Raw genomic sequence first — 13,380 nt, forward strand, 5'->3', positions numbered from 1 at the left:
TCTTTTACCTTAAATTTTTATTTGACCTGCTTGAAAAGCCATTCTCTTACCGGAGTAAGGCGATATGCGTAGTCAAATGAGTACATATGCTCACTGCCTTTGCCGTCATCAGGAAGAACAGATTTAGATGTAAAATTGATTATCGTTATCGGCGCTCCTTTTGCAAGCACGGCACTTGCGAGAGAATCCTGCTCAGCCTGAGGTAATTTAGCGCTGAAATCAGTGTATTCATATTTTACTCCCGCATCTTTAGCCGCTTGCTCAAGTAAATCGAAGGCTCCCGCTTTGCCCGCTGTGATAAATACAAATTTGTGTTTTACGAGTTCAGGAAATGTCGCGCTGTCCCAATGACAATCCACAAAGATTGAAGCAGCGAATAAATCAGGATAAGCCGAGTTGTAATACATTGAAATCATTCCGCCCATCGACTGTCCCGTGGTGTAAAGCCGGTTGTTGTCAATCGGATTTTGTGATGCGACTTTTTTCACAAGCCGCGCCACCATATCAACCTCTTCTGTATGCTCATAAGCGTCATTTACAGCGACTCCGGAATATTGCGGGACAAGGACATAGCAGGGATGTTGAGCCTGCCATTGGTCAGTAGCCCACACCAATGCTCCATATCCTTGTGTCAATGGGCGAGTAACATCTGTGCCGGGCGTACTTGCATCAGCCATAAACAATACGAGAGGATATGTCTTGCCCTCTTCAATATTTTGGGGTGAATACAGATTATACATCATCGACTTTCCGGTCTCGGAATCGGTATATTCAAGTTGTTTGAAATATGGCATTACGTCCTTTATCATGGATTGCAATGTGGCGTCGTCAGTCTTGTCAATCGCCGGTCCTCCTCCGGGCTGACCTAATTGCGGACCACCGCGACGTTTCTCCCCGCGCATTTTGTCGGAATCAGTCCTGACTATAGTTTCCGCTGATTTCCTATCAGATTTGTGTGCGCATCCTGACAACGGAACGCTAAACGAGGCAAGGCATAGACCAACGGTAATGTAACCCAAAAAAATCTTGATATTCATTTTTGCTTTAATTTATCTGTTTCTATAAATTAAGACGATTGAGGAAGAATAAGTTTAGTCTTGATGGCGAATAACACTGAATTGACGGTTAATGACATCTCGAACACTCCACTTGTATCGCCGACTAAAAAAACAGAGCCTTAAAAGACTCCCTGTTTCAACAATTTTTAGTAATTTTGCAGTGCAATTCACAAAGAGTTGCTTATAAATGAACAGTATATCAATAGCCAACGAAACATCGTCCCCGTCAGTAAACAACTGGGGTTATCTTGAAAACTGGAAAAGCACAGCTCCGGTTAATGCACTTGTATAAACCTACCTTTCTCAGCAAAATCGGCTGAGACAATCATAATCATCAGCAATTTTATAAATTTCACATTATGAACAATCTTCGATTGCTCACAGGACTGCTGTCAATCGTCCTGTCGAGCGGCGGAGTGTGTGCTTACGGTCAGGCGGTCATAACTCTCGAAGAAATTTTCGAGTCAGCTGAGACCAATAGTTCCCAACTCCGTCCGTCATTTACAGCTCAGACAGAAGCCGAACGGGAAATAAGCGTTGCCCGTGCAGGTCGTCTGCCCGACATCAACGCCTCGCTGTCATTAAGCTATATCGGCGATGGCTTCACGACCAAACGCAACTTCAGCGACTATCAGAAGGCTCCAATCCCTCATTTCGGCAACGCCCTGTCGGTCAACATCACCCAACCGGTCTATACGGGCGGGGCGGTGACGAGCGCGATTGAGCTTGCCGAACTGAAATCGACAGCAGCCCGGTATGCCACTGACTTCCAGCGCGACAATATACGCTTTCAGCTTACCGGTTTTTACCTCGACATCTATAAGTATGACAACTTGAGAACTGTGGTAGAGGGAAACATCGCAGCTGCCCGCAAGGTGCTTCAGGAAATGAAAGCCCGATATGAACAGGGCACTGCATTGCAGAATGACATTACCCGATATGAATTGCTCGTTTCCAATCTTGAACTACAACTCATCAGAATCAACAATACAATCGACATACTCAACACAAATCTGGTCACAACCGCAGGACTTCCGCAGGGCACTGTTATTGTCACTGACAGCACCATTCTTGCTCAATCACTGCCGAAGGAAAGCGCCGCATGGTGGCAGGCAGAGGCTGTTGCCAACTCCCCGTCATTGAGTCTCGCCCGTTCAGGTGTCGAAATAAGCCGGAAGGCAGAGTCGCTTGTGCGCTCGGAGCGTCTGCCCAAGATAGGACTACAGGCCGGATGGAGCATGGACGGACCTATACTTGTCGAAGTGCCCCCAATTGACCGCAATCTCAGTTACTGGTATGTAGGCATCGGCATAAACTATAACATTTCATCGCTATACAAAAGCGACAAGTCGCTGGCAAGAAGTCGCGCGGCAACCCGAAAGGCTATCGAGCAGCTCGACGCCACGCGTGAGACTGTAACGCTGGCAGTCAACGCAGACCACGTCCGTTACCTCGAAGCTTACGAAGAGTTGAAAACCCGACAGAAAAGCGTGGAACTTGCAGAGCGTAACTACCACACCACCTCCACCCGCTACTCTGCCGACATGGCTCTAATCACTGACATGCTGGATGCAGCCAATGCTCGGCTCGATGCGGAGCAACAGCTTGTAAATGCCCGCATCAACATCATCTACTATTATTACAAACTCTTGTTTATCACCGGAAAAATATGAAACATCGCAGCAAAAAGATACTCTCCTATATTATCACAATCGCAGTAATCGTCGTAGCAGCAATCTGGGTAGGCTCCCGGTTCATTCACCTCGGGAATGTCGAGTTTACCGACAACGCACAGGTAAGTCGGCAGATAGTTCCTGTCAACAGCCGTGTGCAGGGTTATATCAAGGAAATACGCTTCAACGAGTATGAGCCGGTGAAAAAGGGTGATACACTCGTGATTATTGACGATGCCGACATGAGGCTGAATGTAGCGCGAGCACGTGCCGATTATCAGAACGCCCTCGCCGGACTTGATGTCGCTGACCGTTCGGTCACTTCGGCATCAGCCAATGTTGCAGTCAGTGAGGCGGCGATTGCCGAAGCAAAAGTGCTTATGGAAATGGCGTCGACAGATCTTGCCCGTTACGAAAAGCTACTGGCTCAGGATGCCGTCACTCGCCAGCAATATGACGGTGCAAAGACCGATTATGAAGCAAAAAAGGCTCGTTATGAAATGTTGTCGCGCCAACGCTCGGCTACTTCGGCGGTGGTGGATATAAACCGCAGGCGCATATCTCAGTCGGAGGCAGGCATCGAATTGGCGAAAGCCTTGCTGGAGACTGCCGAGCTAAACCTCAGCTACACAGTGATTACCGCGCCCTGTGATGGTTATGCCTCACGAAAAGAGATACAGACAGGACAACTTGTTCAGCCCGGTCAGACTCTGCTTGACATAGTTGATTCACAGGACATCTGGGTTACTGCCAATTATAAGGAGACCCAGCTCCGTCATATCGCGCCCGGCAGCGATGTAGAGATAAAGGTGGATGCACTGCCTGATGTCACCTTCACCGGCAAAGTAAAGTCAATCTCCTCCGCTACCGGAGCATCCTTGTCGCTGCTGCCGCAGGACAACTCGGCAGGCAATTTCGTCAAAGTGCGTCAGCGCGTGCCGGTAAGGATTGAATTCAGTGCCGATAATAAGCCCGGGGATATGGCAAGACTGAGTGCGGGAATGAATGTCGAATGTAGCGTGAAATACTGATATGGCAGACTGGCACGCACCGCAGGATCCGTTTGACATACCGGATGTACCTGATTATGTTCCACGGCGGTTAAAACCGTATCTATTCATATTCTTTGTCCTGATTATACAGTTTTCGGGCGGTGTCTATCTCGCCGCCGCATCCGACATGGTCGGGACAACCGCACTGATGCAGGAGGATATTCTTATGGCTGGTTACGCCTCCCTTATCGGGCTGGCGATAAACTTTGCCGTGATGTTCCGCATTAAGTTCCGGTTCTCGGCCCGCACTCAACTTCTTGTGTCGTGCATGGTGCTGATTGCCGCTAACGTGATATGTGCCTGTACGACAAGTGTCCCGCTTCTGGTAATCACTTGTTTCATCGCCGGATGGTTCAGGATGCAGGCTACATTCGCCTGTAATTCCACTATACAGCTGTGGCTTACCCCGGTCAGGGATATGGCAATCTTCTTCTGCTACGTATATATAATAGTCGACAGCGTAATTCAGCTTAGCGGCATAGCCACAATATATACGGCATTTTTCTCTCAGTGGGAATATATGCACTGGACAATGACCGGACTGCTTGCCCTTATGATGATAGTGGTCATGATACTTGTGAAGCCTGTAAGAGGACCGATGTTCATCCCCCTGCTCGGCATTGACTGGATTGGCGCATTACTGTGGGCAGGCTTCATGATGTGCTTCACTTTCATTTGCGTATATGGCAACTATTTCGATTGGTGGGATGCCGCCGAGATAAGGGGAGCCGCGCTTATAGCACTCGCCTGTCTCGCAATCAACCTTTGGCGGGCAACTTTTCTCCATCATCCATATATCAGTTTCCGGGCGATGAAAAACCGCAATGTAATCCGCGCTACCGGAATATATCTTGTTTTCTTCACGCTCATAGCCACTGAACATGTATTTGAACACAGCTATGCCGCAAATATCCTCGGTTTTGACGAGACAAACCTGATTGACCTCAACTGGTATGTTTTTGCCGGCATTATTGCGGGATGTGGCTTCACATATTTCACATTCGCCTTGCGCAAATGGCGTTACAAGACCATGACCGCCATTGCTTTTACTCTGGCTATAATATATCTCGCATATTTCTACTTCTTCATAGACTACGGGGTTGAGAAAGAGATGCTTTTCATTCCGCTATTTTTCCGTGGAGCGGCGGCGGTGATAATCTCAATAGTGTTTCTTACGTCAATCGTGCAGAGCGGACTGCCTTTTCAAGTATTTCCTCAGGCACTGACAATCAATGGTTTCACCGGTGCGGTAATGGGTGCCACACTCGGTCCCGCCATAATCGGAGAACTGCTGCGCCACACTATGGCTAAAAATGCCGCATTGCTTGGAGCCAACATATCAAATACCAATCCCGACATAGCCTTTGCCCCGCTCGGTCAGCTATACGGAATGGTGCAGACTCAGGCACTGGTCGTGTCCATGAAAGAGATTTACGGCTGGTTACTCATTATCGCACTCGCATCGCTTACCGCAATTCTTTTAAGTTACAGCTCAGTAAGACCATTTGCAATCTTTCCTAAATGGAGCACTGTACGCCGCGTCATAAAGCACATGGTAAGAACAAACAAAGAATACCGAGATCCGCATATCGAAAGAACGACACTGATGTAAACACCATAAAACAACCCAATCATAAGACTAAAACGATGAAATCCTCTGAAATCCGGGTGATTTCAGAGGATTTCATTATCCCTCAACGGCATTTCTACCCGGAATATTTCAGTATGCCGGCAGACATGAGCCCGGTTAGACATTTTTAGAACAGGTCATTTGTTTGAATTTCATCTTTCCAGAGATGGTCTTTCGGAAATGGCTTGGAATTCCATGCCTTCTGTGAAGTCCATTCAACCGGTGCATCAGTCCAGAACGGGTGAGCTGCCGGAAGCCCGAGAGGGAGAAATGCAAGCGCAGGTAAAAAAGGTGGCTATAAAATTTGCTTAAAAATTTAAGGATTTATTTCGCTTGTTTTTCAAATCTCTTGGGAAGAGTCACTTAGTGACCGCAAATTTAATAATTTTCCCGTAAATCAACGTCATTTTCGAGTAGAAATCATAGTTTGTTGAATATTAAATTGACAATTGTTTAGCAATTCCCCCAAAATATCATAATAAATAGCTGGAAATCAGCTCGTGTCGATATATAAGTGACTCTTCCCAAGAGTTGCTTAGTCCCAACATCGCTCTTGAGGTATCCAGAATTGGGGCGGTACAACCACCGGGGAAGTTCCTGGACAGGCTAATCCCGGAGATCCGAAGCCAAGGCTGACGGATGGTTGTGAATGATGCGTGGTCAAGACTATAATCTGCCGCCACGCAAGAGGATTAGAAGTATATTGACCGGAAGTGAATTATGGAGGAAAATACAGAGTGGTTTGCTATTAAGACCCGACAGGATTTCAAGGCAGAGGAAGTCCTGGCTGAATCATGTGAAGAAATTTTCTTCCCCAAAGAACGCATAAAGATGCCCGGCGGGAAATATCGCGAAAAGGCGACTATCCCCCATGTGCTTTTCATCAGGACCACCCGCGACAAGGCTCTCGCCCTGGAAAAAGACGGAAGGCTCTCTTCAGTAGCTTCAATCCCCTTTTGGATATACCGTTACCCCAAAAGTCCCGACATTCAAGTCATACCTCAAAAATCAATTGACCTCATGCGCCTTCTCACTGCCGATGACACTGCGGGATGCCGGATCTATACAGCCGAAAATTTCACGGTAGACACCCGCGTCAAAGTGACAGCAGGACAATACAAGGGATATGAGGGCTTTGTGAAGCGCATTGGAAAAAACAGGCATGTGGTGGTGAAAATAGAGGGCGTCTGCATGGTCATCCTCCCGTTCATTCACCCTGACCTCCTTCAAAAATTATAGAAACATACACAACTTATTGCTGATATTACTCACTAAACATCGGGCACCGGCACATAAACCTGCCGGCATCCCATTGACAACCGGACTATACTGAGACATGTCCAATCCCCGACTTGACATACGGTCCACAGATTTCTGTGACGCACACGCCATCGCCGACTCGGCTGCCGCCATATTTGAAGCGGCAAACGAGCTGGGACTTTTTATGTCCCATAGCAGGCGCTCGCGCGACGAAAAAGAGGTCAGGCAAGCCGCCGAAATGTGGGTAAGACATGTCGAATCCACAATAGACAGTCTCTCCCCTGCCGACGCGCTGACAGTCATCGCCCGATTTGACCTTGTCCACAGAATCGCGTTCAACAGCCCCGCACGCGAGCCCTACACAAGCCGCTATATCCTCCGGGCATTTGAGGCAAGCATAAGAGGCGATAAATCGGTCGACATATATGACCTGTACAGAGCGATCACCATCGAACTCAACAAACGCAACAAGTCATTTTTCGGCCGCCCGCTCGACTGGGCAAGCGACTGCCTTGCCCGCTGGCACAAGCAGTTCCGCCACGGCGAGTGCCTCGACCCGACACTCAGCGACTACGACATCACCCGCCGCGTCGACGCCCTCCTCACCTCCAACCTCGCCGCCTTCGAAGCCGCCAACGAACCTGCCTTCAAACGCACCCTCCTCACCCACCACCGCCCGACATTTCTCCATAATAATTGCTAAATAGCGAAGGAATACAACGAAGATTGTTGCAGCGATGGTAGATGATAAGGATTTTTGGATGAGTCTAAAAGGCTTAATTACCGTTTTGGTAATTTGTTGTGTGCTCTTTTTTATAGGATACGCATTGACTTACACTGCTAAATCTCCTAATGAGGCGGGTGATGCGGCAGGACTGGTAAACGGATTGTTTTCTGCCCTTGCTTTTGCCGGAGTAATATATGCCATATTCCTGCAACGTAACGAACTTGAACTGCAACGCAAGGAGCTTACTGACACAAGAGCCGAGTTCCAAATTCAGAATGAGACCCTGAAACGCCAGCGTTTTGAAAATACATTTTTCAATATGCTTCAATTACAGCAGCAGATTACGGACAACATAACCTATTCACACGCTTACAACAAGGAAAACGTAATTTATGGTAATAATCCCGACACCACTCGCTTTTCCCAAGTAAAAGTTGATTTAAAAGGGCGGGAGGTTTTCTATGGCGCGTTTGAAAGTGTCCCTCATGAAGCATCTGACGGTGAAGATTATTATGGCATGCGGGGTCTATTGGAAAAAGATGGCATGCGGGGATATGAAGACAATTTCACGCCAACCTATTTCGACCACTATTTCCGTCATCTATACCGTATATTCAAATTTGTGGCAACTTCACCGCTTATAAACGAAGAAGACAGATATGAATATGCTTCAATGGTTCGTGGTCAGCTCTCAAGGTACGAGTTAATATGGCTGTACTACAACGGGCTGTCGGCTTACGGACAAGAAAAGTTCAAGCCACTCATCGAAAAATTCGCTTTACTCAAAAATCTCCGTATTGACATGCTTGTGGAAGACATCGAAATAAAAAATCCATATACAAAATACGCTTATAGCCATCGCTAAATAACGATTCTAACATCAAAATCTCCAATTGCCACAACTAATTATGTCAGAGTCAGGACAAAATAAACGGATTGCCAAAAACTCCATTCTGTTGTATGTAAGAATGATTGTAGTTATGGCAATTGGTCTGTTCACCTCAAGAATTGTATTGCAGGCGCTTGGCGTTGAGGACTATGGTATCTATAATCTTGTCGGAGGACTTGTTACATTCTTTACGGTAATTAATGGGGCAATGTTGTCAGCAACTCAGCGATTTATCAATTATGGACTTGGCAACGGAGACAAGCATAAGCTGAAGGTAATTTTCAGCACAGCATGCACCATACATTTAATTATAGCTGCAATAATCATTGTTTTGGCAGAAACAATCGGGATTTGGCTATTGACTCACAAGTTACTTATACCGCAAGAAAGGTTTCCAGTGGCTATGCTTGTGTTCCAAATGAGTATGGCTACCGTAATAATTCAAGTTTTGACGTTGCCATATAATGCGGTAGTTGTGGCACATGAAAAAATGTCTGTTTTCGCTACGATTTCCATTATCCAGTCTGTGCTGTCATTAATTGTCGCCCTGTCGTTGCTGACATCATCAGATAGTGAGAGATTAAAGTTGTATGCCATTCTGACATGTTGCGTGCAGATAGTAATAGCTTTATTCTACTTTTTTTACAGCAAGGCCAAATTCAGCGAAAGTAGAAACTGGGTAAAATTCAACAAAGCAATTTTTAAGGAAATGTCCGTATTTGCCGGATGGTGCATGGTAGGATGCAGTGCCGGAATGATGTATACCCAAGGATTAAATATATTACTCGGAATGTTCTTTATGCCGTACGTTAACGCGGCAAGGGGGCTTGCAACAACCGTTCAAAATGCAGTCAACCAGATATTCAATAATGTACAAATAGCAGTTGTGCCGCAATTGATTCAATCGTATGCAAGAAAAGATTTCTCATATTTCTATTCTTTGATATTTAAAAGCTCAAAATATTTTTCTTTCTTATTGCTATTGGTGGCAGTGCCAATTGCAATAAGAGCGCCTTATATTCTTCAACTTTGGCTTGGCGAGTTACCGGAATATGTAGTTATTTTCGTTAGAATACTCTTGTGTATCAGTCTTGTGGATGCTATATCAGGACCGTTGATGAGGGCATCTGATGCTACCGGCGATATAAAAAAATATCATCTGGTTGTTGGTGGCGTACTCATGACAATTGTGCCTGTCGCATATATATTCCTTAAATTGGGTTATCCTCCTCAAAGTGTGTTTTACACATATTTGGTCATTTCAGTCTTAGCCTTGTGCGCACGTCTGATTATTCTGAGACAAAAGATACACTTGTCTTTAAGAGCATACATTGTGAATGTAATACTTCCAATTATCTATGTAACAACAATTACGGTGCCGGTTTCTTATTTGCTGTCTCAATACATAAGTCTTGATTTTGTTGGTCTTGTCCTGTTTGTCATCGCTTCCACAACAATTACCGTAATCGCAATTTATGTATTTGGAATAAACGATAATGAGAGGAAATTCATAAAAAACAAAGTTTCGATAATTCTACATAAGCAACATGATTAATCTCCCACACGAAAAATGTTATGGTTGTCAGGGGTGCTTGAATGTCTGCCCTAAAGATGCCATTTCCATGAAGGAGGATGGTTGTGGATACAGATATCCGTCCGTGGACTATAACAAATGCATCAGATGTGGTCTGTGTATTAAAGTCTGTCCTGAATTGAACGACTATGACTTGAATGCTCCGGCAAATGTGTATGCCGTCGTTTCGAAAGATAGATCAATTATTAAGACTACTGCCTCCGGCGGATTTTCAAGTGTTCTTGCTAACCATATAATATCCCATGGCGGTGTAGTTTACGGTTGCGCTGAAGAGAATTTTGAAAACATTGGACATATCCGCATTGACAATACCAATAATCTGGACAAAATAAAGAACAGCAAATATGTACATAGCGACATCCGCCTGACTTACCGAGAAGCCAAGGCCGATCTTGACAATGGCAAAGAAGTGTTATTTACAGGTACACCCTGTCAGATTTCAGGTCTTTTGGGCTTCCTGAGAAAACGTTACGACAATCTTTTGACAATGGATTTGGTTTGTCACGGAGTTCCGCCCATGAAAATGCTTCGCGAGCAAGTGCTTTCTTATCCTGAGGTAAAGAACGTGCCTCATGAGGATATATTCGTGGATTTTAGATGGAAGGAAGACCTCCGAAGCGGATACGGATGTATCCGCTTCGGATTGCGTACCGCAATCCGTAGCGGTGAACATATGAGAGTGGTCCGACAGGAAAATGACACTATAAATCCTTATATGCGTTGTTTCCAGACAGGAATCTCTTTACGAGAAAACTGCTTGCAATGTCCTTACGCTCGAAAAGAAAGAATTTCGGACATTACTGCTGCCGACTTTTGGGGACTTGGTCGGGATATAAATTCTGAAATGTTTGATCTTAATGGTGTTTCGCTTATTCTTGTGAATACGGCAAAAGGGATTCATTATTTTAATGAGATAAAAGATGCTTTCGACATACAGAAAAGAACATTTGAAGAGGCAAAATTACATAACAGATGCCTTTCACAACCTTTTGAAAGACTAAAAGAGCGAGATAGATTTCTGAAAATCTGTCGAGAAAAGGGGTTGAGAACTGCGGCAAAGGCTACCGATTCTGTCCATCGGTTTGAATCCAATGCTATTATACAGTGCTTACGAAAGAATCGGATAAGCAATTTCGGGGTAAGGTGTCTGTCTAAGGGATTAAGATTATTGCATATATTATAATGGAAAATAGAGATAAACCAATCGGTCTGATAACTTACCATGCGGCATACAATTTCGGCTCCGTGATGCAAACGTATGGCACGGTGAGAACTATAGAAAAATTGGGCCAATCAGTTGAGACCATTGATTATCGCACACCAAGCCAGACTTTTTGGTATCAGACTGACTTTTCCCGTAAAAAGGGGTTGCGCTCGATGATTGACAACTTCGGCTTCCAATTCATTAAGGCAGCGCGTAAGGAAAGAGCAAGAAAATATGAGGATTTCATTGCACGGTTTCTAAAACCGACCACCAAACGATATACCGGCTATGAGCAGTTGTGTGATGCCAATCTTGACTACGATGTGTTGGTTTCTGGAAGTGATCAGGTATGGAACATCGGCTGTGGCGAGTTTAAATATGAGCCACACAATGCTATATTGCCATACTTTCTTCAATTCGGCACTCCGAAAAAGAGAGTGGCTTACGCATCAAGTTTTGGCGGACAGACACTCCGCAATGTCAAGAAATACAAAGATTTGCTTTGTCAGTATGATGCACTGTCTACTCGTGAATCCATAATACGCGATTACATTGAAAAGGCTACCGGTAGAAACGTAGCACTGGTATGTGATCCTACTTGGCTTTTGGATAGGAGAGAATGGCTTTCATTGCCGGGAGTGTATCGCCCCGACATGAAACGTAAGTATATTTTCGTGTATGCGCTGTATTGGAACTTCAGGGCGCTTAACAACTGGCTTCCAAAGATAAAAGAACTTGCCGACAAAAACGATATGGATGTATACTGCGTCTCTCCGCTGAATTACCATCGCGACAAAGAGATAACCATGATTCAGGACGCAGGTCCGCTTGACATTTTGTCATATCTCGCAAATGCGGCATTGGTCATAACAAACACATTTCACGGCACTATTTTCTCAATGAATTTTGAAGTACCTTTCTATAGCTGCTGTGTCCAGCCCGGCTCACGTCAGGGACAGATGCTCGCTATGTGCGGACTTGAGGACAGGGTAATCAACAGCCCCTCAGAACTATTGGAAGACAGTGGATTTGACTGCGATTTCACAGAATCAACAAGTGCAATAAATAAACTGAGGAATAGTTCGATAGAATACCTAAAAAACAATTTGGATTTATGACAAATAACAAATCATAGACCAACGAATAGAATATGAAATATGACTATCTAATAGTAGGTGCCGGGCTGTTCGGCGCCACATTTGCGCATCTCGCCCGTAAGCAGGGCAAGCGTTGTCTTGTCATTGACAAGCGACCTCATGCGGGAGGCAATATATACTGCGAAGATATTGAGGGTATTAACGTACATAAGTACGGTGCACACATCTTCCATACATCTGACCGCGAGGTATGGGATTTTGTCAACTCTATCGTGCCGTTTAACCGCTACACCAATTGTCCTGTGGCTCAGGCCCCCGACGGCAAGCTCTACAATCTGCCGTTCAACATGAACACGTTCTACCGGATGTGGGGAGTCAAGACCCCGGCCGAGGCGCAGGCAAAGCTCGATGAACAGCGCCACGAGGCTGTGGAGCGCATGAAAGCCGACGGCATCGCAGAGCCGCGCAATCTTGAAGAGCAGGCGTTGACCCTCATAGGCAAGGACATCTACGAGCAGCTAATCAAGGGCTACACCGAAAAGCAGTGGGGTCGCAAATGCACCGAACTTCCTGCATTTATCATACGCCGGCTGCCGGTGCGCATGATATTTGACAACAACTACTTCAACGATGCATATCAAGGAATACCCATAGGTGGATACAACCGCCTCATCGACGGTCTTCTCGACGGCATCGAGGTGAAACTCGACGCCGATTTCTTTGCCGACCGCTGTCACTGGGAGTCGGTAGCTGATAAAATCGTGTTTACCGGAAAAATTGATGAATATTACGGCTACCGTTTTGGCAGGCTTGAATACCGCACCGTGCGCTTCGAGACCGAAATTCTCGATAACCCCAACTATCAAGGAAACGCAGTGGTCAACCATACTTCAGCCGATGTGCCATACACTCGCGTAATCGAGCACAAGCACTTCGAGAGCTTCGGTAATGCCGTCTACGACAATCCCAAGACAGTGATTTCGCGAGAATACTCCACAGAGTGGACCGACGGCATGGAGCCATTCTATCCCGTCAATGATGCCCGCAACCAGGCAGTTTACGAGCAATACCAAGCGCTCGCCGAGCAGGAAACCTCAGTGATATTCGGTGGGCGCCTCGCTGAATACAAATACTACGACATGGCACCTATTGTAGCCCAAGTCCTCAACCTATTTAAGTAAACCCAATGTCACGCC

General features: G+C 45.8%; 11 protein-coding genes and 1 pseudogene. 11 read left to right on the forward strand and 1 reads right to left on the reverse strand.

Features of this window, described 5'->3' with window-relative positions; translation table 11 throughout:
* Positions 1 to 17: 17 nt before the first annotated feature.
* A complete protein-coding gene (locus tag E4T81_RS13295) occupies positions 18 to 1,037 on the reverse strand; it encodes a PHB depolymerase family esterase (RefSeq protein WP_135045374.1) in 1,020 nt (339 codons plus the stop codon).
* A 380-nt stretch (positions 1,038 to 1,417) separates the two neighbouring features.
* Here E4T81_RS13295 and E4T81_RS13300 point away from each other — a divergent pair, with 380 nt between their 5' ends.
* The 11 genes and pseudogenes from E4T81_RS13300 to glf all read left to right on the forward strand — a co-directional run bounded on the left by E4T81_RS13300 (position 1,418) and on the right by glf (position 13,365).
* Positions 1,418 to 2,731 carry a TolC family protein gene (locus E4T81_RS13300; protein WP_135045376.1) on the forward strand — a complete coding sequence of 438 codons (1,314 nt, stop codon included), beginning with the start codon at positions 1,418 to 1,420 and terminating at the stop codon, positions 2,729 to 2,731.
* Positions 2,728 to 3,762 carry an HlyD family secretion protein gene (locus E4T81_RS13305; RefSeq protein WP_135045378.1) on the forward strand — a complete coding sequence of 345 codons (1,035 nt, stop codon included), beginning with the start codon at positions 2,728 to 2,730 and terminating at the stop codon, positions 3,760 to 3,762. Before E4T81_RS13300 ends, E4T81_RS13305 begins: the two co-directional genes overlap by 4 nt.
* Position 3,763: 1 nt before the next feature.
* A complete protein-coding gene (locus E4T81_RS13310; protein ID WP_135045380.1) occupies positions 3,764 to 5,395 on the forward strand; it encodes a hypothetical protein in 1,632 nt (543 codons plus the stop codon).
* A 738-nt stretch (positions 5,396 to 6,133) separates the two neighbouring features.
* The gene (locus E4T81_RS13315; RefSeq protein ID WP_135045382.1) at positions 6,134 to 6,652 is read left to right on the forward strand and encodes a transcription termination/antitermination protein NusG; all 519 of its coding nucleotides are present in this window, start codon (positions 6,134 to 6,136) and stop codon (positions 6,650 to 6,652) included.
* 97 nt (positions 6,653 to 6,749) lie between these two features.
* Positions 6,750 to 7,376 carry a hypothetical protein gene (locus tag E4T81_RS13320; protein WP_135045384.1) on the forward strand — a complete coding sequence of 209 codons (627 nt, stop codon included), beginning with the start codon at positions 6,750 to 6,752 and terminating at the stop codon, positions 7,374 to 7,376.
* Positions 7,377 to 7,500: 124 nt separating this feature from the next.
* Positions 7,501 to 8,265 (forward strand): putative phage abortive infection protein, encoded by a 765-nt coding sequence (locus E4T81_RS13325; protein ID WP_135045386.1) that lies wholly within the window; start codon positions 7,501 to 7,503, stop codon positions 8,263 to 8,265.
* Between the two features lie 43 nt (positions 8,266 to 8,308).
* Positions 8,309 to 9,844, forward strand: coding sequence for a lipopolysaccharide biosynthesis protein (locus E4T81_RS13330; RefSeq protein WP_135045388.1), 1,536 nt, complete (start codon positions 8,309 to 8,311; stop codon positions 9,842 to 9,844).
* Positions 9,837 to 9,998: pseudogene (locus tag E4T81_RS16125) on the forward strand (4Fe-4S binding protein); the annotation flags it as partial. The gene E4T81_RS13330 and the pseudogene E4T81_RS16125, both read left to right, overlap by 8 nt.
* 3 nt (positions 9,999 to 10,001) lie before the next feature.
* Positions 10,002 to 11,066 carry a Coenzyme F420 hydrogenase/dehydrogenase, beta subunit C-terminal domain gene (locus tag E4T81_RS13335; RefSeq protein WP_245207082.1) on the forward strand — a complete coding sequence of 355 codons (1,065 nt, stop codon included), beginning with the start codon at positions 10,002 to 10,004 and terminating at the stop codon, positions 11,064 to 11,066.
* Positions 11,066 to 12,205 carry a polysaccharide pyruvyl transferase family protein gene (locus E4T81_RS13340; protein WP_135045392.1) on the forward strand — a complete coding sequence of 380 codons (1,140 nt, stop codon included), beginning with the start codon at positions 11,066 to 11,068 and terminating at the stop codon, positions 12,203 to 12,205. Before E4T81_RS13335 ends, E4T81_RS13340 begins: the two co-directional genes overlap by 1 nt.
* Before the next feature lie 32 nt (positions 12,206 to 12,237).
* Positions 12,238 to 13,365 (forward strand): UDP-galactopyranose mutase, encoded by a 1,128-nt coding sequence (gene glf / locus E4T81_RS13345; RefSeq protein ID WP_135045394.1) that lies wholly within the window; start codon positions 12,238 to 12,240, stop codon positions 13,363 to 13,365.
* The last annotated feature ends 15 nt before the right edge of the window (positions 13,366 to 13,380 follow it).

Origin of the sequence: Barnesiella sp. WM24 (genome assembly GCF_004570975.1) — a bacterium.
Lineage (GTDB): Bacteria > Bacteroidota > Bacteroidia > Bacteroidales > Muribaculaceae > Muribaculum.